Genomic DNA, 22,946 nt, shown 5'->3' with positions numbered 1-22,946 from the left:
TGTAGCAATTAAGCTAATATAGGCTTTATTTTTAATACTTTGGTTTTTGTTAAAATAGAATTTTAGTTATTCAAATTTAGCTCAAAAGGGCAAAAATGAAGAGTTAAATTTACTCTTCACTGCCTTCATTGATGCCAAAAAATGTATCTGTGTGGATGTTTTCAAATGCTGCTTTAAGCGATGTAAAGAGCTTTGGATTTTCTTTTTCTAAATTTGCTAGAAGCTGCTTGGTCTCATATCTAGCGTGTGGCATCTTCACGTCAAATCTCATCGCAGGACATGCCTCATCGCCAACAACTCTTAGCTCATTTTTGATCGCATTTTCGCGAAGCTGTCTCTCACGCACAAAGATAAATGGTCTGATCACGACAATGCCATTTTTGGCTCTGTATTTTGGAGCAAGCGTCCTAAGCGCGCCATTGTATGTAAAATTCATAAAAAAGCTCTCGGCTGCATCGTCTAAATGGTGAGCGATCGCAAGCTTGTTAAAGCCGTGCTTTAGCGCGTAGGTGTAGAGATACCCTCTTCTCATGCGCGAGAAAAAGCTGCAAAAACTAGAATTTTTGCGGATCTTCTCTTTTGAAATTTCAAAAATTGAGCTATCGATCACCTCGTGCTCTATGCCATGCTCGTTGCAGTGCTTGGTAAGATATGCGTAGTCTTCGCCCATGCCGTAGCTTAGCGTCACCGCCTTAAACTCAAATTTCTCAGGCGTGACGTTTTGGATGTGCTTTAGCACGTGAGCGAGTGCGAGGCTATCTTTGCCGCCGCTAAGACCAAGCAAGATCTTATCTCCGCCCTCTATCATCTTATATCTAGCGTTTGTCTGACCAACTTGCCTAAGCAGTCTCTTGCTAAGCTCTATCATAAGCTCTCCACCATTTCTAGGATAAATTTAGCGCTGACATTTGCTGAGTCTTGTAAGAATTTATCAAAGTCAAACTCCGCCTCCTCGCCAGCTCCGTCGCTGATGGCTCTAAGTATGAAAAATGGCACGCCAAGCGTCTCGCAAACTAGCGCAACGCTCGCACCCTCCATCTCGGTAGCACTTGCGTTAAATATCTTTTTGATCCACTCTTTTTTCTCGTTGTCGCAGATGAACTGATCGCCAGTTGCGATGATACCTGAATTTAGGCTCATACCCTTTTTGCTAGCGACATTTTTAGCTAGCTCATTTAGACCCTCATCGCTCTTAACAAAGATACTTGTCCCTGGCACAAAGCCGTATGGATGACCAAACGCCGTGATATCAAGGTCGTGCTGCGCAAGGCTGGTGGCATATAGCATATCGCCTATCTTTAAGCTCTCATCAAGTGAGCCAGCAACACCAGTAAAAAGCAGTTTTGAAGCCTTAAATTTCTCTATCATCAAGGTCGCAGTTATCGCCGCATTTACCTTGCCGATCTTCGAGTAGGCGATGACTAGGTCTTTGCCTTTGTAGTTTGCCTCGTAAAATTTATTATTTGCATATTCGGTAGTTCTATACTCGCCAACCATCTCAAGGATCGGCGTTATCTCCTCTTGCATCGCTCCAAGTATCGCTATCATCTCTCCTCCAAAATCTTCACAACCTCTTCAAGGCTCGCCATGTCAGTGACGCTGTATGTTGGTTTTTCCGTGATCTTTTTGTTTATGCCTTTAAGTGTCGCAGCACCTAGCTCGATAAAGCAATCAACCTCGTTTTCGTAGTTTTTGATGCTTTGCTTGTAGCGAACTGGATGCGTTAGCTGCTCTTTTAAAAGAACTAGCGCTTCGTTTTTATCAGTATAAATTTTTGCATTTACGTTTGAAACGACTGGAGCAAAATTCGCAGCCAAAACGCCCTCAAGCTCATTTGCTAGTTTAACACTAGCTGGCTCAAGTATCGGGCAGTGGCTAGCTACTGACATATTTAAAAGCATAGCTCTTTTTGCGCCTGCTTCTTTAAATTTTGCCTCGTATTTAGCAAGGTCAGCCCTCACGCCAGCTACAACTATCTGACCATCGCAGTTGTAGTTCGCAGCGTAAATTTGCAAGCCCTCATCGTGAGCTTCTTTGCAAATCCCCTCAACAACTTCATCGCTAAGTCCAAGCACCACCATCATGCCAGCATCTTTGCCAATGCAGGACTCTTGCATAAATTTACCACGTAAATTTACAAGTCTAATCGCTTCAACAAAGCTAAACGCACCACTAACCGCAAGGGCTGTAAATTCTCCTAGCGAGTGACCTAGGCTAAACTCTGGCTTAGCTTTTATGCGCTCACTAAAAGCTAGATAGCTCATAAGCGAGTTTAAAACGATGGCAGGCTGAGTAAATTCTGTCTTATCTAGCTTGTCATTTTGCGTAAATAAAAGCTCTTCAAAGTCAATGCCTGTATCGTTGCAAGCGTCATTTAATAAAAGTTTTGCCGAAGAGAAATTTTCATAAAAATCTTTCCCCATGCCAACACTTTGCGAGCCTTGACCCGCAAAAATAAAAGCAAATTTTTTCATTTTGGCTTCTTAGTGGTGGTGATGTCCGTGACCACCGCAACCGCAACCACCTTCGCCATGTCCGTGACCACCGCAGCACTCATGCTCGTGATCATGATCGTGTCCGCCACAACCGCAAGTGTGAGCGCCTGCTACCATGCCGGTTGCTTTTTCATCATCAGTCGCATCTCTAACTTCCAAAATTTCAACATTAAATAGCAAATCTTTGCCAGCGTATGGGTGGTTAAAATCAACTGTTACTTCATCATCTTTGATCTCTTTAACAATGACACGAACGCTTGAACCATCTTCATTTTGACCAAAAAGCTCCATGCCTTCATGTAGGTCTATACCAGCAAATTGCTCTTTTGGAAGTGATTGAATGGCATCTTTATTGTATTCGCCACAACCCTCAGCAGCCTGAATGTTTATAGTAGCTTTGTCGCCTGATTTTAATTTGCTAACTTCTTCTTCAAGCTTTTCTATAATGTGGCCATGTCCTGTAATAAAAGAAATTTGACCACCTTCTTGCATATTTGACTCTAAAATTTCGCCACTATTAGCGTCTTTTAGCTCATAAAACATTGTTATAACTTGATCTTTACTCACAATAATCTCCTTGGAATTTAGTTTTGATTAATGTGAGATTATATCTAAAAAAGAGTAAATTTTAGTTTCTGTTAGGAGCGGCTTTGGCTTCTTTGCTATCTGGATAGCCTACTTTTAAAGCCTTATAAAACCTGTTGGCACTTTGAGTATCACCGATCTTATCAAAGCTTATAGCTGTGTGATACAAAAGTTTTGGAGTGTAGTCAGCCTTATCTTCACTTTGTATACTTTTTTTATAGTATTGTATGGCTGTGCTGTATGATTTTTGACTATAAGCAACTTCACCTAGATAATAATTTGAAGCACCAGTTTTATAGCCTTTTTTATTTAAGTATTCAAAATATTCAGCAGCTTCTGCAGCATTGCCCGAATTTAGAAGTTTAATGCCATCAGCTAAAATGTCCTTGTCGCTTTTGCCACTAAAATTTGAAGTTGGCTTATTTTGTTGTTTTGGATTTGCATTTTGCTTTGATTGAGCAGCATTTTTATCCATTATCGCACCTAATTTATTTAAGGCAGCAGTAATATTTTTATAGTTTTTATCTTGTATATCTCTAGTCTCATCAACATAAGCTTTTAATGATGTCAAACTTACACCAGAATCGCTTATCCCGCCATTGACTTTGGTTTCGATATCGTTCATTCTTTGCTCAAGTTTATTCATCCTAGCACTCATACTCTCGATCAAGCTTTGCAAGCCTTGAAGTTGTTCTGAAACATTATCCATGTTTTCTTCAATATTTTGAACGCTTCTTTTGTTGCTTAGAGTTGCCTTTTCATCATCTGTTAGTCCATATGGATTTGCGCTATCCATATTACCTGCGTCAAATGCTGAAACTTCTTGAGCTGAACCTATAGAGAAAGCGGCTCCAAGAAGAGCCGCAATGATTATTTTTTTATTCATTATTACTTAATTACTTACAGATTAAGGAAGTACTTTGAAATCTGCACGTCTGTTTTGAGCGTCGCAAGCTTTTGTTTTGTCTGTACAAACTGGGTTGCTTTCGCCAAAGCTTACTACAGCGATTCTATCAGCGCTAACGCCATTTCTTACAAGAGCGTCTTTAGCACTTTTAGCACGTTTTAGACCAAGAGCATAGTTATACTCATCTGTACCCCACTCGTCGCAGTTACCTTCTACTTTTATAGAAAGAGCTTGAGCGTCAGCTTGGTTGAATACTGATGCATTTGAGCTAACAACACCTTGTTGGTCAGCTTTGATATTAAATTTATCAAAGTCAAAGTATACACTTTTAACTTGGCTCTCGATGTTAGCGATAAGAGCTGCTAATCTATCAGCATCACTCATGCTACCTGAGTTATCTGCAGATTGATTTGAATTTGCATTCATATCAACTTCAGGGTTTTTAGAGCTACAACCGCTCAACAATAAAGTTGCAACTGCAACACTTGCTAGAACTACTTTTTTCATTCCTTATCCTTTTTGAAAAATTTGGTCGAATTATAACATATTTTTTTTAAATATTACCAGAATATTACCAATCAATAGATTGAATTTTACCTACCTTTAGTGGAAATTGAAAACTTCTATTCTCATTTAATCTAACAACTCCAAGTGAGCTTTGACCGCCAAGCTCCTTGATAAAGACGACACTTTGACCATCACTTGAAAATCTTGGATAGTTATTTTTACCATTTGCTGTAAGCTGACGGATAAAATCAGTCTGAGTTGAGATTAGATAGATATTAAAGCCACCACTTGCCTCTCTACTTGAATAAACTACATAGTTTTCAAAAGTGCTTACTGAGTTGTTGTTTTTGCCATGAAATACCATTTGTTCGACGCTTCCACCTGAAGTTGCAGGTGTCGCAAAGATATTTGGATATCCAAGTCTATCTGAGACAAAAACTATTCTACTGTCGTTATCTACGAAATTTCCATTTACGTCAATGCCTGGATAGTTTGTGATCTGAGTTAATTTTTTGCTACCTGTATTATAAATGAAAATATCTGGCTGATCTTTTGGAGCCATAGTTAATAAAATTTTGCTTCCATCTTTACTAACATCAGATGCTATAAGCATACCCATACTATCTATTATCTTTGTTTTTGTGCCTGAATTTAGGTCATATCTAAACAAAGTTGGTCTGTTATTTACATAAGATGTATAGTAAAATTTACTCTGATCAGCGCCTGCCCATTTAGGGAAGATGTTTAGACCACCGCTTACGATTGTCTTTTGATATGTAAGTGTGTAATCAGCCACTATAATAGAGCTTTGGCGAGCTGAAGTGTATTTTGCTAGGATGATAAATTTCTCCATCCAGCCAACTGGTGGTAATTTTAGCTCATTTGTTAGCTCAACTATACTTTGATGTGCCAAAAATGGATATTTCGCACCATCTGGCATGTTATAGACTCTCTCATACCTTGTAGTTGCAGTCTTTGCATCTATGAGTTTTACTCTTAAAGTAAGAGATGAGTTCATAGAACCTTCAAGAGCATATCTAAAGATAAGCTCAACACCTTTGTCGCTCATAGTATTTGTAGCTGCTGTTCCCTCGTAAGTTGAAGGCATGTGATCTTCGATAACTTCAAAGTCAGAGCTAACTTTCAAGTCGCCTAGCATGATCTTAAAGAATTTATCTTTAAAACCTGCATCACTAACAGCTGTAGTTGCATCTTGCAAAGCAATCTTTGGCAAAGCAACACCTTGGTTTACAACAGATATGGTCGCATCAGCAGCATAAAGCCCTAGAGCAACGCATAAAAAAAGAAAAATTTTCTTCATCTCTACTCCGTAAATTATAATTTTTGGTCTATTCTATCTTCTAAATCTAAATCAAAAGTAGTGCTTTTGTTTGGATTAAATGGAAATTTTTCCCTTGTAAGCTTTTCTAAACACTCTTTTACCTTTGCATTAAATTCTTCATTGTACGATAGTTCCAAAATTTCATAGCTGAAATTTCCACTTTGATCTATCATAAATTTCACCTTAGCTATATTTGCAGAGTCAGCTTTATAGCTTTGCCATCTTCTTTGAATTTGCTTTGTTATGGCTCCCTTTAATGGATCATAAGTACCAGTCATTTGCGATTTTGGTGCGGTTGGATTTTGATCGATCTTAAGGCTCTTTATAATATCGCTAGCCTCTTTTGCAGCTTTTGAGCTAGAAGCCTCGCTTTTTTTGCGGCTTTGCACTTTATTTTCAGCCTTTTTTATACCATCATCTTTTTTAAGCTTAGTAGAGTCTATATCGCTAAAGAGATCTTTTATATTTGGCTCTTTTGGTTTTGGATTTTCAACTGGCTTTGGTGTAGGTTTAGGCTCTGGCTTGACATCCTCTTTAGGCTCTTCGCTAGGTTTTGGGATTTCAGGCTTTGGTTCTGGTTTTTTAGGCTCAGGTTTTGGCTCTTCTTTTGGAGGAGTTGGCAAGCTTGGAGTTGGCAATGGCTCATCTGGCACAACAGGCTTATTTGTGGTCTCTTGTTTATCTTCTTCTGACTCTTTTTTTGGTTCTGGTTTGGTCTCTTTTACAACATCTTTTGCTTGTTTTGGCGCTTTTATGGTTTGATCAACTTCTCTATCAACCATAACTACATCCATAATAGCATCTTTGTCATCAGTATATTTTTTAGGAGGTTCGCTAAAAAAAGTAAGCTTTATAAACAAAGCAAGCACAATGATAATGTAAATACAAAACGCTACAAAAAACGAACTAAGCGTTGGAAATTTAACTTTATTAGGCATCTTAACCGTTTGTCTCTAAAGCTACTTTATTAAAACCAGCACCTTTTAAAGTCTTTAATACAAACATAACATCATCGTATTTTAAATTTTTATCAGCCTTTATGTATATAGGCGAGGTTTTGTCATATTTTGCACTCATCAGCGCAATATTATCTGGAAGTTCAGCGAGGCTCATTATACTTTGATCTATCCTAACTTGTCCTTGTGCATTTATAGAGACTATAAGATCTTTTTGTTTGGATGTAGATGTCTTTGCCTTTGAGCCATCTGGTAATGTTATATCTTCTTGATATGTTATAGTTGGCATTGTAACCATTAAAATAGCCAACAAAACAAGCATGATATCAACAAGAGGCGTTATGTTTAGCTCTGGTGTTTCGTCGTCAAATTTAAGAGCCATCTATAACGTCTCATCATCTTTTTTAAGTGCTATCATAACGTCAGCTTGACGCTCGATAACGCTCATTAGTTCGTAAGCTTTTCTTTTTATAAGCAAGTTAAATGTATATGCTGGGATGGCAACAAAAATTCCACAACCTGTCGCAACAAGTGCTTCAGAGATAGCTGGGGCTATAACTCCAAGAGATGAACCTGCGCCATTTCCTAGCTGCGAAAATGTCTCCAAGATAGATACAACTGTTCCAAAAAGACCGATAAAAGGAGAAGTAGAAGCTATTACGCTAAGCCATGTAAGCCCACTTGTAGCATTCTTTTCTGCAATGCTTATGCAGACATTTAGCTTTTCTTTTGAAATTCTACCGCTTGCGCATTTCTTTAAAGACGAGTCATTTGGTATATTCTTAGCGCCCATAAGTAGTGCTTCAAGCGCATTTTGCTCGCGTTTTTGCCAAGCTCCTATGCCAGCCATTCTTGAAAAAAGAATTGTAAAACTAACTATAAAATATATTGACAACCAAGTTAAAACTATAATTGTAATAAAACTACTTCTTTGAATGTAATTTAAAAATATATCTATTCCGCCCACTTATCTTGCTCTCACTACATTTTCCATTTTTGATATAGTTGCTGCAAAAGCATTTGTATCACTGCTCATACTCTCTATCAAATTTCTAGCAGCTTCTAATGAATTTGCAAGCTCGCTTTCACTATTGCCAGAAACATAGACCGCACCGTCAGCTAATATAACTACTTTGCCCTCATCGATCTTTGCATAGCCCCAGTTAATAGCAACTACATCATGCTTTTTATGCTTATCTTCTATATCTATAATACCTGCTTTTAAAAGAGATATTAATGAGGCGTGGTTTGGCAAAACACCAAACTCACCCTCGCTACCTGGAAGCACTACACTACTCACGTCATCATTAAATATCTGACCTTGAGGAGTTACGATCTCTAAATGTAATTTATCCATTACGCTTCCTTTTTAAATTTAAGCCTTAAGTTTCTCAGCTTTAGCTAAAGCCTCATCTATATTTCCAACCATATAAAATGCTGCTTCTGGTAGATGATCATATTTACCTTCTAAAATTCCCTTAAAGCCAGCGATATTTTCGTCAAGACTTACGTATTTGCCAGGGCTACCTGTAAATACTTCAGCAACGAAGAATGGCTGAGATAAGAATCTCTCTATCTTTCTTGCTCTATCAACTGTTAGCTTATCTTCTTCGCTAAGCTCGTCCATACCAAGGATAGCGATGATATCTTGAAGGTCTTTATATTTTTGAAGCACAGCTTGAACGCCGCGAGCTACTTTATAGTGATCTGCTCCTAAAATTTGAGGATCGAGCATTCTTGATGTTGAATCAAGCGGATCAACAGCTGGATAGATACCTTTTTCTGCGATCGATCTGTTAAGAACTGTCGTAGCATCAAGGTGAGCAAAAACAGTTGCAGGAGCCGGGTCTGTAAGGTCGTCAGCTGGAACATAAACAGCTTGAACAGAGGTAATCGAACCTTTTTTGGTTGATGTGATCCTCTCTTGGAATTTACCCATCTCACTTGCAAGAGTTGGCTGATAACCAACAGCTGACGGGATACGTCCAAGTAGAGCTGACATCTCTGCACCTGATTGAGAGAAACGGAAAATGTTATCGATAAACATCAAAACGTCAAGTCCCATCTCATCACGGAAGTACTCAGCCATTGTAAGACCAGTTAGCGCGATACGGTTTCTTGCTCCTGGTGGCTCGTTCATTTGACCATAGCACAAGGCAACTTTATCCAAAACGTTACTTTCTTTCATTTCGTGATAAAGGTCGTTTCCTTCACGAGTTCTCTCACCAACGCCTGCAAATACAGAGTAACCACTATGTTTAAATGCAACGTTGTGGATAAGCTCCATAATAATAACCGTTTTACCAACACCAGCACCACCAAATAGACCAACTTTACCACCCTTTGCATAAGGAGCTAGAAGATCAACTACCTTGATACCAGTTTCGAAAATTTCACTCTTCGTGCTTTGCTCTTCAAATGGAGGAGGATCGCGGTGGATAGACCAGTGCTTATCAAAATTTATACCCTCGCCCTCGTCGATCAAATCGCCAACTACGTTAAAAATTCTACCCAAAACTTTTTCGCCAACTGGCACACTTATAGGTGCACCAAGCGCTTTAGCCTCTAAGCCACGAGTCAGACCCTCGCTCATATCCATAGCGATCGTTCTAACTCTATTATCACCTAGGTGAGCAGCAACTTCTAATATTAGTTTATGTTTCTTGCCCTCAACCTCAAAGAAAACTTCGATAGCTTCATTGATCTTCGGCAAGTAGTCATTAAAGTCAACATCGACCACAGGGCCCATAACTTGACTAATAACACCCTTCATTCATACTCCTTTTATTTCATTGATTCAACACCACTGATGATCTCGATAAGCTCAGTGGTAATAGACTCTTGTCTTGCTTTGTTGTAAGCAAGATTTAACTGTTTGACGCGTTGTTTAGCATTGTTTGTTGCATTATCCATAGCTTGCATTCTAGCGCTGTGCTCAGCCGCCAAAGAGTCAACTAAAGCATAATACATACTATACTCAAAATATTTATTGAGCAATTCATCCATAATCTTAGTATAGTTGTCCTCTGGCTCAAATTCCATCAAAGAATTTGTCTCAACCGCAACTATCTTAGACGGCTCAATAGGCACAATATCATTTACTCTAATCTCTTGAGAAATCATATTTTTATAGCCATTGTGTATTAGCACAACCTTATCTGTTATGCCGTTTGTAAAGTCATCAATAGCGTCTTTTATGATCTTTTGAGCTTTTTCATAAGTAGGAGAAGAGCTAGCTCCGACATAAGTCTCAAGTAGTTCAACGCCTTGGAAATTGAAAAATTCAATGCCTTTTTTACCAACAGCTCTTAGTCTAACTTTGATCTTTTTGGCTTTTAGCTCATCGATCATGCGCCTAACTGTCTTTATGGTCTGGACATTAAAGCCACCGCAAAGCCCTTTATCAGCGGTAACAAATATAATATCAACCTTTTCTACACTTTTTGTTGTGTTGAAAAATTTACTCTCAGTCATAACTGAAGCGTACTGATTGATCTTATAAGCTATCTCTGATAAAACCTCATTGATCTTAAGTGCGTAAACTCTAGAGTAGCGTGCAGCCTCTTCAGCTTTGCGAAGCTTTGCTGTAGAGACAAGCTTCATCGCACGCGTCGTCTTTTGAGTATTCTGGACGCTCTTGATCTTTCGTTTTATATCTTTTAAATTTGACATATCTTAGCCCTAGTTAGCGGCAAAAGTCGCTTTAAAATCTTTCAACGCTTTATGTAAAATTTCTTCTACTTCTTTATCAAGAACTTTTTTGGTTCTGATCTGCTCAAAAATTTCAGGGTATTTTGCCTCAATATATGGATATAGCTCTGCTTCAAATTTTGTTACATTTGCAGTTGCAACATCATCTAAATAGCCCTTAGCACCAGCAAATATAATAACTACTTGATTCTCAACTGGAAGTGGAGAGTATGGAGGTTGTTTTAGTACTTCAACCATCTTTTGTCCGCGCTCTAGTTGTTTTCTTGAGCTCTCGTCAAGGTCACTTGCAAACTGAGCAAAGGCTTGTAGTTCGCGGTACTGAGCAAGGTCTAGTCTTAACGTACCAGAAACTTGCTTGATAGCTTTGATCTGAGCTGCACCACCGACACGAGATACAGAAAGACCAACGTTGATCGCTGGGCGGATGCCTGAGTTAAATAGGTCACTCTCAAGGAAAATTTGACCATCTGTAATAGAAATAACGTTTGTTGGGATATAAGCTGAAACGTCGCCCGCTTGTGTCTCGATAATAGGCAGAGCTGTCAAAGATCCAGCGCCTAGCGCGTCATTTAGCTTACTTGCCCTTTCTAGAAGTCTTGAGTGAAGGTAGAAAACGTCACCTGGATAAGCTTCACGACCTGGTGGTCTTCTTAAGATCAAAGACATCTCACGGTAAGCAACCGCATGTTTTGACAAGTCATCATAGATGATTAGCGCGTGGCGAGAGTTATCTCTAAAGTATTCACCCATTGTTACGCCAGCGTATGGTGCAAGGTATTGAAGCGCAGCTGCGTCACTAGCACCAGCATTTACAACTATTGTGTAGTCCATAGCGCCATATTCTTCAAGTTTTTTAACGACTTGAGCAACGGTTGATTGTTTTTGACCGATAGCTACATAGATACAAATGACATCTTGACCTTTTTGGTTGATGATAGTATCGATAGCAACTGTTGTTTTACCAGTTTGGCGATCGCCGATGATCAGCTCTCTTTGGCCTCTACCGATTGGCACAAGTGCGTCGATAGCTTTGATACCTGTTTGAAGTGGCTCATGAACGCTTTTTCTTGCCATGATACCTTTTGCTTTTTCTTCGACGAAGCGAGATTCAGTAGCTTCGATTGGACCTTTTGCGTCGATTGGTTCACCGAGTGAATTTACAACACGGCCGATCAATGCGTCGCCAACTGGCACACGTAGAAGTTTTTTAAGTCTTTTTACAGAGCTTCCTTCTGTAATGCCGCTAGTTTTTCCAAGGATAACTATACCAACACTGCTCTCTTCAAGGTTAAGAGCCATACCCTTTTCGCCGCTTTCAAATTCAACCATCTCACCAGCCATAACGTTTTTCAAACCATAAACGTTAGCAACGCCATCAGCGACTGAGATGACTTTACCGGTCTCTTCTACATCAACACTTAAATCAAAATTTTCAATACGCTCTTTGATTATCGTGCTAATTTCGTCAGCTTTAATTTTTGCACTCACGCTTTCACTCCTTTTTAAATTGCTTTTAATATATATTCACTCATTTGACTTTTTAATCTGTCAATAGAGAAATTTACCTCGACACCTAAATCGTCTAACTCAACTTTTACACCGTTGTAATCGCTCTTTGAGCCATCAAGCTTGATCTTAGAGTTAAATTTCTTAGAGAAATTCTCTTCCAAAGCTTTTAGTTGCTCAGCGCTTAGATCAAAATTTCCAACAACTTCGCCGCAATATGTATTTTCAAGCAAAGATTGCTCTATCTTCATCTCATCTAGTATCGCAGGTATAAGTTCTAGTCTTTTGTTTGCACCAAGAAGCTTTATAAAATTTGCAAATTTAGCATCTTGATTTTTAACCAAAGACAGTACAAATTCAACCTTTTGTGAAGCCTTTAATGTCGGCAAACTTATAATGCTTTTAAATTTATCGCTAGCAAAAGCAGCAGCTAGCTCTGATAAATTTTCAACAAACGCATTAAGTTCATTAGACTTTACGTCGCTTAAGATCGCTTTTACGTATTTTTTAGCTACTACTTCATTCATTAGCTAACCTTTTTAAGTATGATATTTACAAGCTCTTTTTGATCGACTTTTAGGCTATCACTTGAGAAAATGTCGCTCAAAATTTCATTTACAACGCCTTTTGTCATCTTGCGCTCTTCAAATTCTTTTTGCTCTTTGTAGCCTTTTTCGATATTTGCGATATCGTTTTGAGCCTCTTTTTTAACTTTAGCAGCTAAATTTACAGCCTCTTTTTTCGCAGTTTCGATTAGAGCATTTGCATTTTGCTTAGCCTCTTCAACACGCTTTAAAACGTCATCTTTTTTAGCTTTTGACTCACGAAGCTTCTCTTGGATACTCTCAAGCTTATTTGCGATCCTATCGATCCTGCTTTGATAAAGAGCTTTTAATGGCTTAGCAGCAAAATAGACCAAAATAGCAAAGAAAAGTAAGAAGTTTAGCGTTCTCTCGACTATGTCGTAGTTTGTTCCACCATGCTCGCTAGCGTATGCTAGAAATGGAAGTGCTAGAAAAAATAAAATTTTTATCTTCATAAATTTCCTTTAAATTTTAGAGAGCTTAGCATTTAAAGCTGCTCTAAGCTCAGGTAGTTTAGCTGATAGATCTGCCTTTAGGCTATCTTTTTGAGAGCTTAAAGCGTTTAAAAACTCATTATAATCAGCCTCTAAACTACTTTTTACTGCATTTATCTCTTTTAAAGACTCTTCTTTTGCCAAATTTAAGGCTTCTTGTCTTATTTTGTTAGCCTCAGATCTTGCATTTTGTATGATCTCTTCGATCTCTTTTTCATGAACGCTTAAGTCGCTTGCATTTTTGCTAGTGCTCTCTTCGTCATTTTTTATAGAGGCATTTCTGTCATCTATAAATTTAAGCATTGGCTTATATAGCAAAGGATTTAAAATGGCGATCAAGACAAAGAAAACGATAGCCGTTAAAAGCATCAATGGCACATCTATTTCTAACATCCACTCTCCTTATTTTGTTATTAAGTTTTATTTAATATTCAAATCAAAGTCTGATTTTACAATAAATTACTAAAAATAAAAATAAATTTGTAATTCTATTTTAGCTTAGCGATAAATTCTTCTACCTGCGAAATATCGCTAAATTCTAATATTAAATTTTTAGATTTTACTTTTGTTTTTATCTTTAAATTTTTAAAAATTTCTTGTAAATTTGATAATTTTTTGCTCATTTCTTCTGAAATTTGAGGTTTTGGCTCTTTTACTTCTTCTTTATTTTTTATCTTTTTTACTAAGATTTCTGTATCTCTAACACTTAGTTTCTGTCCGATGATCGTATCAACAACCATTTTTTCTTCTTCGCTACTAAGTCCTACGATGACTTTAGCGTGGCCTTGCGTGAGCTTATCTTCTTGCAAAAGTCTTTGCGTGTAGTCGCTAAGCAGCAAAAGCCTCATCGTATTTGTTATCTGAGTTCTGCTCTTGTGGATGATGTTTGCTAGGCCATCTTGTGTGATCTTATACTCGTTTATGAGCTCTTTATATGACTTTGCAAGTTCGATTGGATTTAAATTTTCACGTTGTATGTTTTCGATAAGCGCAAGCTCTCTTAAATTTTGAGACTTAATATCAGCGATGATCGCCTTTATCTTGCTTGCTCCGAGCATCTTTGTAGCACGGTATCTACGCTCACCAGCTATTAGCATATAGCCGTCATCTTTTTTGATGACGATTATTGGTTGTATTAGTCCATGCCTTTTGATGCTGGCACTTAGCTCTTTTAAAGCCTCTTCGTCAAAATGCGTCCTTGGCTGGTAAGGGTTTGGTAAAATTTCATCTATATTTATCTCTTCGACTATCTCAGAGTCGTTTAAATTTGCGATCTCTTTGCTGTAGGCCTGCTCTACATCTTCAAGTATCGCGCTAAGTCCGCGCCCTAATCCACCTTTTTTCGCCATTTTTTTCCTTATTTTTTAGTTTAAAATACAATATGCCAAATTTTGATATGCGATCGAGCCTGGTGATTTTATATCATAAAGTATCACCGGCTTACCAAAACTTGGGCTTTCAGCAAGTTTTACATTTCTTGGGACTACTACAAATTCCTCTTTGCCGTCCTTGCTTTTAAAGAGCTTATTTTCAAAATGCTGCTTTAAATTTGCAATAGTCTCTTTTGAGAGATTATTTTGCGAGCTAAACATAGTCGGTAAAAAGCCCTTTATGTTTAGCTTTGGATTTATCGTTTTTTTGATGATCTTAACTGTGTTTAGGATCTGCGCCAAGCCCTCAAGTGCGTAAAATTCGCACTGGATCGGGATGATCACGCTATCACTTGCACTAAGAGCATTTATCGTGATGCTACCAAGTGCTGGAGGACTATCGATGATGATAAAATCATAGTCATCTACAACTTCTGAAATTTTGTTTTTAAGGATTAGTTTATAGTCTTTGCTTTGATCGTTAAATTCTTGCTCGATACCGACAAGTCCGATGTTTGACGGAGCTATAAAAAGCGTTGGGATCTCAGTTTTTAGCACTATTTGTGAGAGCTTTTTCCTATCTGTTAAGACGTGATAGATGTTAAACTCGTAGTCACTTCTGCTAAAACCAAGTCCAGTCGTCGCGTTTGCCTGTGGATCGATGTCTATTAATAATACTTTTTTCTCAGCAACCGCCAGTGATGCGGCTAAATTTACGGCCGTTGTGGTCTTGCCAACGCCGCCTTTTTGGTTAGCTATTGTTATTATCTCGCTCATCTTAACGAATATACCTTTTCCCCGTTTAATAATATCGCTCCATCCTCGCAAATTTCAGCATCTTGAAGCGAAACAGCTCTATTTGCAATATGCGTAATAAAACTTTTTGACTTGCAAAAGTCTATCCTAAATTTGCTAAAAATTGGCTTCCATAAAATCTTTTTATCAAGCATGCTAACAAAGCCCCAAACTAGCTCATCTACGCTAGTTTTGATATCCAAAATGCCAGCATTTTCGGGCGCACTAGCTAAATTTATCCCCATACCGCAAATGTAAATTTCATCCACTTTATTTGTCAAAGTGCCACCTATTTTACGCTCATCTACGTAAAAATCATTTGGCCATTTTAGCCAGCACTTTGAGCCAAGTTCGCTCAAGACCTCACGCATCAGCATAGAAAAATATATCGAGATCGAGGGCGGAGGTATATCGCTTGGCAGCTCATCTTCGCTTATGCAAAATGACATAAATAAATTTCCGCCAAGCCCCTCCCAGCTGTTGCCACGGCTGCCGACTCCTTTAGTTTGATTGTGCGCTACGATCATGTGCGGAGGCTTTATCTCGCCGTTTTTTAGGGCTTCTATCAAAAATTCCTGCGTCGAAGGCAGACTTTGAAAAAACTCTACTTTCAAATCACACCTTAAATTTATAGAAGTGATTTACCGGATTTTGTCCGCCGCCGATGATGACCGCGTTTTTGATAGCGTTAAAGATATAATCATGCGCATTTTTCACGCTCTCTTTTAGACTAAGCCCATTTGCTAAATTTGAAGCGATCGCACTTGATAGTGAGCAGCCTGAGCCGTGTGTCGCGGTCGTTTTTATGCGCTCGTCGCTAAAAATTTCATACTCTTTGCCATCATAAAATATATCAAGCGACTTGCCTTCTATCTCGCCACACTTTAGATAAACGCTCTTTGTGCCAAATTTCAAAAGATCCTTGCAAGCCTCTTTTAGCTCGCCCTCGCCCTTTAGCTCACGCTTTAAAATTTCGCGCGCTTCAAAGATATTTGGCGTGATCACGCTTGCAAGCGGAAAAAGCTCCTCCACGATCGCATCTTTTGCCGCGCCTTCTAGCCAGATGTCGCCATTTTTACAGCTCATTACAGGATCTAGCACGACTGGCGGTAAATTTTTGATCTCTCTTAGCGTTTTTGCGACGCTTTTGATGATCTCAACGCTTGGGACAACGCCTATTTTTATCACATCAACTCTTATATCATCAAATATCGCCTTGATCTGATCCTCGATGAGCTTTGGCTCAACTAACTGCATGCCAAATATGCCCTTTGTATTTTGAGCAGTGACTGCCGTAATCGCTCCCATCGCATATACGCCGTGTGCTATAAATACCTTTATATCAGCTAGAACTCCAGCTCCGCCACTTGGATCAACCCCTGCTATACTTAGCGCATTTTTCATAACCGCTCCTTTAAATTTATTTTAATTCATCGCCAACGCTTAGGCGCTTACCATTTATATATGCTTTTGCGTTTGTTGGCTTTTTGCTTGGCTCTTGAAGCTCGTAAATTTTAACCGCTCCACCCTTGCAAGCTACCACGACGTGGTCCTTTTCTACGCTTAAAATTTCTCCGCTTTTGCCACTTTTTTCGCTTAGCTCAAGTGATAAAATTTTTAGTCCGCTTGCCAGATAAAGCCCTGGCCAAGGTGTGAGCGCACGAAATTTATTATAAATTTGCCCCGCCTCTTCATCAAAGCTAAAAAGCCCGTCGATTTTACTTATCTTTTTGCAGTGCGTGGCCTTGCTCTCATCTTGCTTTTGCGGCTTTAAATTTTCAAAATTTTTAAGCACTTTTACGATTAGCTCGCCACCAAGCTCGCCTAGCTCACTAAAAAGCTCGCTTGACATCTTGCTCTCGCAGGGCGTGTAGATGAAGTCTAGCATATCGCCAGTATCAAGCCCAGCGTCCATTAGCATAGCTGTGACGCCAGTTTGCTTCTCGCCTGCTAGGATCGCGCTTTGAATGGGGCTTGCGCCTCTATATTTTGGCAAGATCGAGGCGTGCAAATTTATACAAGTCGCCACGTCAAGCACGCTCTTAGGCAAAATTTTGCCATAAGCTGCCACCACGATAAATTTAGGCTCAAATGCCTTTAGCTCGGCAACCACCGCCTCATCTTTTAGCGTATTTGGGGTAAAGACTGGCACGCCTACTAGCTCATTTTGTGCGTAAATTTTGACCTCGCTTGGAGTTAAAATTTGCTTTCTGCCAACTGGTTTATCAGGCTGGGTAAAGACCGCTTTTATATTAAAGCCAGCTTCTTTTAGGTGCCTAAGTATCCTAACAGCATAATCAGGCGTCCCCATAAAAACTACATTCATCACTTTCCTTTAAATTTCAACGACTTTTATTTTGATCTGCGTTTTTGCTGCTTGGCGGCCAAGAGGCGCATGGATCTTTCTGCCAGCTAATCTTTTGCAATACTAAATTTCTTAGCTCATTAACGCTAACTTTGCCACTACGATCAAGATCCAGCCTTTTAAATTCATCACTAGTGCATAGATCTGGCGCTATTTTTAGTTCAGACGGTGCCTTACATGCTCTCCACTCATCTAAATTTAGCGTGCCGTCACGATCTATGTCATTAAAATCTAAAAACATATATATTGGATCCGCTGGATCACAGCTATATGCACCAAGACAAAATAGCATAATGTAAAAAATTTTCTTCATTTTATACTCTTAAATTTCTAAGTTCAAAGTGCCAAAAAGTCGCAACTCAAAGCTCTTTTTTAAGTAGCTCAAGCAGTGCAAATTTAAGCTCGTCGATGTTCTCATTTGTCGCTGAAGAGATCGGCAAAACAAAGTATGGTTTTTTCGCGTCAAAGCTGTATAGGTCTTGCTTATAGATAAATTTACCAACTTGATTTGGCTCTAAATTTATACTTTTCATAAATTCTTTTATATTTTCATCTAAATTTTCAGCCGCATCGACTCTAGTGATAGCGATAGCATAGTCCCTGCTAGCAAGCACACTTGAAAATTTAGCAACCTCCTCTTTTAGCACGCTAAACTGCTCGCTCATGCTTCTGTAGTTTGCGCTATCTATCATGAAAAGCAAAATTTTATTTCTCTCGATGTGCTTTAAAAACTGCACGCCAAGGCCGCGTCCATCACTTGCTCCCTCTATGATACCAGGGATGTCAGCCATGACAAAGCCGCTAAACTCATCGACCTCAACAAGTCCGAGCTTTGGTGTAAGCGTGGTAAATTCATAGTTTGCTATCTGTGGTTTGGCGTTTGAGACGGCTGAGATAAGGGTTGATTTGCCCACATTTGGAAAGCCAACAAGTCCCACGTCAGCTATCAGCTTTAGCTCGAGCCTGACCTCTACACTCTCTTCTGGCATGCCCTTTTGAGCATATTCTGGAGCTTGGTTGATAGAGTTTTTAAAGTGAAAATTTCCAAGTCCGCCCTTGCCACCTTTTAAAAATAGCGTCCTTTGCCCCTCTTCTACCATGTCGCAAAGTAGCTCATTTGTATGTGCGTCATAGACTGCCGTTCCTGGTGGCACGATGAGCTCTAGGCTCTCGCCCTTTTTGCCAGTCATTCTTTTGCCCATGCCAGCCTCGCCATCGCTCGCTCTCATCGCCTTTTTACCCTTGTAGTTTGCTAGTGTGTGGGTGTTGTTGTCGCAGACAAAATATACATCTCCGCCGTCACCGCCATCTCCGCCATCTGGACCGCCTAAAATGACGTGCTTTTCGCGGCGAAAACTTACTGCACCAGCTCCGCCATGCCCTGAGCTTAGGGTTAATTTCACGCTATCTATAAACATTTTTTACCTTAAATTTATCTATTATTTAGTTTGAATTTTAGGCGAGATTATATCTTTTAAATGATTAAAATTTGTTTTGCGTTTAAAATCTCACTTTGCTTTTAGCATCTGATAAATTTAGAAAATCAGCCAAATTTTTGCCTAAATTTCATAAAATGGTGCAAAAGGATAGAGAATGAAAACACTTACGATTATTGATACTTTTGGCTTCTTTTTTAGGCTTTACTACGCTATGAGTGGGCTTAAAAACAGAGAGGGCAAACCAAGTGGCATGATAAGCGGCTTTGCAAATTTCATAGCGAGCCTAAAAGATGAGTACCAAAGCGACTACCTCATCTTCGCACTCGACAGCAAGGGCAAGACCCTGCGCCATGAAATTTTGGGCGAATACAAGGCAAACAGGAGCGAGCCGCCAGCTCAGCTAAAAGAGCAGCTGCCAGTTTGTATAGATATGATAGAAAAAATGGGGCTTTACAGCCTTAGCCGTGAGGGCTACGAGGCTGATGACATCATCGCAAGTGCGGTTAAAATTTGCAAAGATAAAGATATATTTGTGCGAATAGTCACACATGATAAGGACCTTTACCAGCTCATAGAAGACGGCAAAGTGAGCATCTACAGCCCACAAAGCAAGATCGACCACGATAGCGCTAGCTGCTTTGAAAAGTATGGCGTCTATCCAGCTCAGGTGAGGGACTTTTTAGCGATCGCTGGAGACAGCTCAGACAACATCCCAGGCGTCAAAGGTATCGGCGCAGTGGGAGCTAAGAAGCTTTTAGCCGAGTATGGCAGCTTAGAGGGAATTTATGAAAATTTAGCCCTTATTAGAAACGAGCGCACCAAAAATATGCTAGCAGCCGCAAGAGACGAGGCCTTTTTGAGCAAAAAACTAGCCACGCTCTTTGATGACGCGATCACTTCGCTTGATCTTGAGCAGTCTAAATTTCCAGAGCAAAATCCTTTGATAAATATCTCAGAAATTTTAAAAGAATACGATCTAAACAGGCTTCTTAAGAGCTTGCAAAAAGAAGAAAATGCTGAATTTAAGCTTGGCTTTAGAGCAAATTTACTACTTGATGAGGCAAGCATCGAAAAACTGCTCTCTAGCGTCACACCAGAGACCATCGTCGCCTTTGACACCGAAACCACGGGCGTTGATAGCAAGAGCGCAAAGATCGTTGGTTTTAGCTTTTGCTTTAACGACGAGGACGCCTACTACGTGCCAGTGGCTCACAACTACCTAGGCGCGCCAAAACAAATCGACCTAAAATTTGCCACTTGGGCGGTAGGGCAAATTTATAAAGGCTGCGTGATCGGACAAAATTTAAAATATGACTTTGAGATCGTGAAAAACAACCTTGGGCTCAACCCACCAGCAAATTTTAAAGACACGATGATACTTGCGTGGCTTAGCGATCCAAACTCAAGTGTGGGCATGGACGCGCTGGCAAAGAGACTTTATGACTACGACACGATCAAATTTGAAGATGTGGTCAAAAAGGGGCAGACTTTTGGCGATGTGCCGCTAGAAAATGCTGCTAAATACGCGAGCGAGGATGCTTGGATAACGCTTAAATTTTATAAAACTTTTTTAAACACGCTTGATAAAAATTTACTAGCCCTTGCCGATACGCACGAGTTTCCTTTCATCCTCACGCTCTTTGACATGGAGCAAAACGGCATCAAGATAAATGAAGCTAAGATGCAAAAGCTCATCCTTGAAAACGACACCAAACTAAAGGCACTAACAAGTGAAATTTACGAGCTAAGTGGCGAAAATTTCAACATAAACTCCGTAAAACAGCTTGGCGTCATACTTTTTGAACACCTAAAACTCCCAACCAAAAAGAAGACAAAAACAGGATATAGCACCGATGAGAGCGTGCTAGCTGAGCTTACGGACGCTCATCCAGTGATAGAGAAAATTTTAGCTTACCGCGAGCTATATAAACTGCAAAGCACCTACTGCGAGCCACTTTTAGCACTTGCGAAAAAGGATGAGGGCTCGCGAATTTATACGAGCTTTTTGCAAACTGGCACGAGCACTGGCAGGCTTTCAAGTAAAAATCCAAATTTACAAAATATCCCAGCACGCGGCAGCCTCGCAAAGGATGTCAGAGAGTGCTTTGAGGCGCGCGAGGGATATAGCTTTGTGGGGCTTGACTACAGCCAGATCGAGCTTAGACTGCTAGCTCACTTTAGCCGTGATCCTGCGCTGCTTGAAGCGTTTAAAAATGATGAGGATATCCACGCAAGGACGGCTATTAGCATATTTGGAAGCAGCGACGGGCAAAATAGAGCCGTGGCAAAGAGCATAAATTTTGGTCTCATTTACGGCATGGGCTCAAGCAAGCTGGCAAATCAAGTAAATATCACAAGAGCCGAAGCAAAAGAGTATATAGAGCGCTATTTTAAGGCGTTTGCGACGATCAAAGAGTTTTTGGAGAGCATAAAAATTTCAGCCAAAAACGATGGCTTTGTGCAGACGCTACTTGGCAGAAAGCGCTACTTTGACTTTAAAAGTGCCACACCTATGCAAATAGCTATGTTTGAGCGTGAAGCGGTAAATACGGTCTTTCAAGGCTCTGCGGCAGATCTAGTTAAGATGGCGATGGTAAAAGTTAGAGCAAATTTAGATGAAAAAGCGAGTATGTTGCTTCAGATCCACGACGAGCTGATCTTTGAAGTAAAAGACGAATTTGCGCAGGAATTTGGCAAGGCGACACAAAAGACGATGGAGGAAATTTACACGTTAAATGTGCCGCTTAAAACATCGCTAAATATCGCGAAAAACTGGGGCGAGTTAAAGTAGAGCAAATTTTGGCTAACGAGAGTAGCGATAGTTTTTTACCATCAGTCACACAGCAAAAACTAGAGAGATTTTAGAAGCTGCGATAAATAATGCGCTTTAAATTAACGTAAATTTTAAAGCGCATTTATAAGCTATCAAGCCTAAATTTACCTACTTTATAAACCCTACCTGTGGTAAAATTTCAGCCAAAGCCTCGTCTTTTTTCTCGTTAAATTTAACCTTATTTTGCTCAAAAAGGTTGTTTCCGTGCGCATCTATCGAGACTATTAACGGGCCAAACTCTTTTACACGGCACTTCCAAAGAGTCTCAGGCATACCAAGCTCCGTCCAGTCCGCACTCTCGATCTCTTCAACCTGCGTTGCGGCCACCACTGCACAGCCTGCTGGGAATACGCAGTGAATAGCGCCAAACTCCTTGCAACCGCTCATCGTGCCTTCCCCCATGCCGCCTTTGCCCACAATGAGACGCACGCCAGTTTTTGCGATAAATTCTCGCTCAAATTTCTCCATCCTCATGCTAGTCGTAGGCCCAACCGAGACCATTTCAAAGCCCTCCTTACCGCCATCTTCTGTTTTTCTGATGATCGGCCCTGCGTGCAAGATCGCACCACCTTTGATATCTAGTGGCAGCTCCCTACCCTCCTCCACTACGCGTCTATGCGGCACGTCGCGGCAGGTGACGATGTGTCCCGTCAGATAGATCACGTCGCCGATTTTGATGCTTGAAAGATCCTCGGCGCTTATTGGCGTAGTTAAAATTTTCTTACTCATAGCGCGAACTCCTTGTGCGATTTTACGTCAAAATTTAGATCTGCGTCCCAGATGATGTGGCCTTTGCGGTGCGACCAACAGCCCACATTTACGGCGACAGCTATGACGCTTGGATGGCGAGCGCAGTTTTCGATATGCACGCCCATTACAGAGCTTACACCGCTCATACCTTGTGGTCCAAGGCCGATTTTATTTATGCCCTCTTCGAGTAGCTTTTCAGTTAATGCAGCGCGTTCATTTGGATTTTTAGAGCCCAAAGGCCTCATAAGCGCCTTTTTAGAAAGCAAGGACGCTACGTCGATCGAAGTGCCCACGCCAACACCAACTA

27 protein-coding genes are annotated in these 22,946 nt (G+C 40.0%); 1 reads left to right on the top strand and 26 read right to left on the bottom strand.

The features are described from left to right. Window positions 1–109: 109 nt before the first annotated feature. The 24 genes from CYO89_RS04730 to obgE form a co-directional block, all read right to left on the bottom strand. A complete protein-coding gene (locus CYO89_RS04730; protein WP_103597313.1) occupies window positions 110–868 on the bottom strand; it encodes a tRNA 2-thiocytidine biosynthesis TtcA family protein in 759 nt (252 codons plus the stop codon). After that, on the bottom strand, window positions 865–1,548 hold the full coding sequence (locus CYO89_RS04725) for a 5'-methylthioadenosine/adenosylhomocysteine nucleosidase (RefSeq protein WP_103597312.1): 684 nt from the start codon (window positions 1,546–1,548) through the stop codon (window positions 865–867). Before CYO89_RS04725 ends, CYO89_RS04730 begins: the two co-directional genes overlap by 4 nt. After that, window positions 1,545–2,474: an ACP S-malonyltransferase gene (fabD, locus tag CYO89_RS04720; protein WP_103597311.1), complete on the bottom strand. Its 930-nt coding sequence runs from the start codon at window positions 2,472–2,474 to the stop codon at window positions 1,545–1,547. Before fabD ends, CYO89_RS04725 begins: the two co-directional genes overlap by 4 nt. Before the next feature lie 9 nt (window positions 2,475–2,483). Further along, window positions 2,484–3,068: an FKBP-type peptidyl-prolyl cis-trans isomerase gene (locus CYO89_RS04715; protein WP_258032535.1), complete on the bottom strand. Its 585-nt coding sequence runs from the start codon at window positions 3,066–3,068 to the stop codon at window positions 2,484–2,486. Window positions 3,069–3,123: 55 nt separating this feature from the next. Further along, window positions 3,124–3,966 (bottom strand): tetratricopeptide repeat protein, encoded by an 843-nt coding sequence (locus CYO89_RS04710; protein WP_103597309.1) that lies wholly within the window; start codon window positions 3,964–3,966, stop codon window positions 3,124–3,126. Between the two features lie 21 nt (window positions 3,967–3,987). Continuing rightward, entirely contained in the window at window positions 3,988–4,494 is a 507-nt protein-coding gene (locus CYO89_RS04705; RefSeq protein ID WP_002939415.1) for an OmpA family protein, read from the bottom strand. A 64-nt stretch (window positions 4,495–4,558) separates the two neighbouring features. Further along, window positions 4,559–5,815 carry a Tol-Pal system protein TolB gene (tolB, locus tag CYO89_RS04700; protein WP_103597308.1) on the bottom strand — a complete coding sequence of 419 codons (1,257 nt, stop codon included), beginning with the start codon at window positions 5,813–5,815 and terminating at the stop codon, window positions 4,559–4,561. A 14-nt stretch (window positions 5,816–5,829) separates the two neighbouring features. Beyond that, window positions 5,830–6,774: a TonB C-terminal domain-containing protein gene (locus CYO89_RS04695; RefSeq protein WP_103597307.1), complete on the bottom strand. Its 945-nt coding sequence runs from the start codon at window positions 6,772–6,774 to the stop codon at window positions 5,830–5,832. A gap of 1 nt (window position 6,775) precedes the next feature. After that, window positions 6,776–7,174 (bottom strand): biopolymer transporter ExbD, encoded by a 399-nt coding sequence (locus tag CYO89_RS04690; protein WP_021093459.1) that lies wholly within the window; start codon window positions 7,172–7,174, stop codon window positions 6,776–6,778. Further along, a complete protein-coding gene (locus CYO89_RS04685; protein ID WP_009294341.1) occupies window positions 7,175–7,759 on the bottom strand; it encodes a MotA/TolQ/ExbB proton channel family protein in 585 nt (194 codons plus the stop codon). Next, window positions 7,760–8,149, bottom strand: coding sequence for an ATP synthase F1 subunit epsilon (gene atpC, locus CYO89_RS04680; RefSeq protein WP_002939398.1), 390 nt, complete (start codon window positions 8,147–8,149; stop codon window positions 7,760–7,762). It lies immediately after the preceding gene. Between the two features lie 18 nt (window positions 8,150–8,167). Further along, entirely contained in the window at window positions 8,168–9,565 is a 1,398-nt protein-coding gene (gene atpD, locus CYO89_RS04675) for a F0F1 ATP synthase subunit beta (protein WP_002939420.1), read from the bottom strand. A gap of 11 nt (window positions 9,566–9,576) precedes the next feature. Further along, complete coding sequence (gene atpG, locus CYO89_RS04670) at window positions 9,577–10,464, bottom strand: ATP synthase F1 subunit gamma (RefSeq protein WP_002939426.1); 888 nt, start codon at window positions 10,462–10,464, stop codon at window positions 9,577–9,579. A 9-nt stretch (window positions 10,465–10,473) separates the two neighbouring features. After that, the gene (gene atpA / locus CYO89_RS04665; RefSeq protein WP_009294343.1) at window positions 10,474–11,991 is read right to left on the bottom strand and encodes a F0F1 ATP synthase subunit alpha; all 1,518 of its coding nucleotides are present in this window, start codon (window positions 11,989–11,991) and stop codon (window positions 10,474–10,476) included. A gap of 14 nt (window positions 11,992–12,005) precedes the next feature. Further along, on the bottom strand, window positions 12,006–12,536 hold the full coding sequence (locus tag CYO89_RS04660; RefSeq protein WP_103597306.1) for a F0F1 ATP synthase subunit delta: 531 nt from the start codon (window positions 12,534–12,536) through the stop codon (window positions 12,006–12,008). Further along, window positions 12,536–13,048, bottom strand: coding sequence for a F0F1 ATP synthase subunit B (locus CYO89_RS04655; protein ID WP_012001332.1), 513 nt, complete (start codon window positions 13,046–13,048; stop codon window positions 12,536–12,538). The genes CYO89_RS04660 and CYO89_RS04655 overlap by 1 nt, the downstream gene beginning before the upstream one ends. A 9-nt stretch (window positions 13,049–13,057) precedes the next feature. After that, window positions 13,058–13,480 (bottom strand): FoF1 ATP synthase subunit B', encoded by a 423-nt coding sequence (locus tag CYO89_RS04650; protein WP_002939425.1) that lies wholly within the window; start codon window positions 13,478–13,480, stop codon window positions 13,058–13,060. Window positions 13,481–13,575: 95 nt separating this feature from the next. After that, window positions 13,576–14,436 carry a ParB/RepB/Spo0J family partition protein gene (locus CYO89_RS04645; RefSeq protein ID WP_021084955.1) on the bottom strand — a complete coding sequence of 287 codons (861 nt, stop codon included), beginning with the start codon at window positions 14,434–14,436 and terminating at the stop codon, window positions 13,576–13,578. A gap of 15 nt (window positions 14,437–14,451) precedes the next feature. Beyond that, on the bottom strand, window positions 14,452–15,234 hold the full coding sequence (locus tag CYO89_RS04640) for a ParA family protein (RefSeq protein ID WP_103597305.1): 783 nt from the start codon (window positions 15,232–15,234) through the stop codon (window positions 14,452–14,454). Continuing rightward, window positions 15,231–15,866 (bottom strand): biotin--[acetyl-CoA-carboxylase] ligase, encoded by a 636-nt coding sequence (locus CYO89_RS04635; protein WP_009294349.1) that lies wholly within the window; start codon window positions 15,864–15,866, stop codon window positions 15,231–15,233. Before CYO89_RS04635 ends, CYO89_RS04640 begins: the two co-directional genes overlap by 4 nt. Window position 15,867: 1 nt before the next feature. Beyond that, window positions 15,868–16,656, bottom strand: coding sequence for a bifunctional hydroxymethylpyrimidine kinase/phosphomethylpyrimidine kinase (thiD, locus tag CYO89_RS04630; protein ID WP_103597304.1), 789 nt, complete (start codon window positions 16,654–16,656; stop codon window positions 15,868–15,870). A 16-nt stretch (window positions 16,657–16,672) separates the two neighbouring features. Continuing rightward, complete coding sequence (gene fmt / locus CYO89_RS04625) at window positions 16,673–17,578, bottom strand: methionyl-tRNA formyltransferase (RefSeq protein ID WP_103597303.1); 906 nt, start codon at window positions 17,576–17,578, stop codon at window positions 16,673–16,675. Between the two features lie 16 nt (window positions 17,579–17,594). Then, complete coding sequence (locus CYO89_RS04620; RefSeq protein ID WP_103597302.1) at window positions 17,595–17,930, bottom strand: GDP-mannose dehydrogenase; 336 nt, start codon at window positions 17,928–17,930, stop codon at window positions 17,595–17,597. A gap of 46 nt (window positions 17,931–17,976) precedes the next feature. Then, window positions 17,977–19,035, bottom strand: a complete 1,059-nt coding sequence (gene obgE / locus CYO89_RS04615) for a GTPase ObgE (RefSeq protein WP_103597301.1) — start codon at window positions 19,033–19,035, stop codon at window positions 17,977–17,979. A gap of 175 nt (window positions 19,036–19,210) precedes the next feature. Here obgE and polA point away from each other — a divergent pair, with 175 nt between their 5' ends. Further along, window positions 19,211–21,847 carry a DNA polymerase I gene (gene polA / locus CYO89_RS04610; protein WP_103597300.1) on the top strand — a complete coding sequence of 879 codons (2,637 nt, stop codon included), beginning with the start codon at window positions 19,211–19,213 and terminating at the stop codon, window positions 21,845–21,847. 150 nt (window positions 21,848–21,997) lie between these two features. Here polA and ttdB read toward each other — a convergent pair whose 3' ends face one another. Further along, window positions 21,998–22,618: a L(+)-tartrate dehydratase subunit beta gene (ttdB, locus tag CYO89_RS04605; RefSeq protein WP_103597299.1), complete on the bottom strand. Its 621-nt coding sequence runs from the start codon at window positions 22,616–22,618 to the stop codon at window positions 21,998–22,000. Further along, window positions 22,615–22,946: fumarate hydratase (locus tag CYO89_RS04600; protein ID WP_181001886.1), on the bottom strand; the 332-nt coding region annotated here is incomplete at its 5' end. The genes CYO89_RS04600 and ttdB, both read right to left, overlap by 4 nt.

Origin of the sequence: Campylobacter concisus (genome assembly GCF_002913765.1) — a bacterium.
In the GTDB taxonomy this organism is placed as follows: Bacteria; Campylobacterota; Campylobacteria; order Campylobacterales; family Campylobacteraceae; genus Campylobacter_A; species Campylobacter_A concisus_BB.
This window is presented reverse-complemented; position numbering and strand designations above follow the sequence as displayed.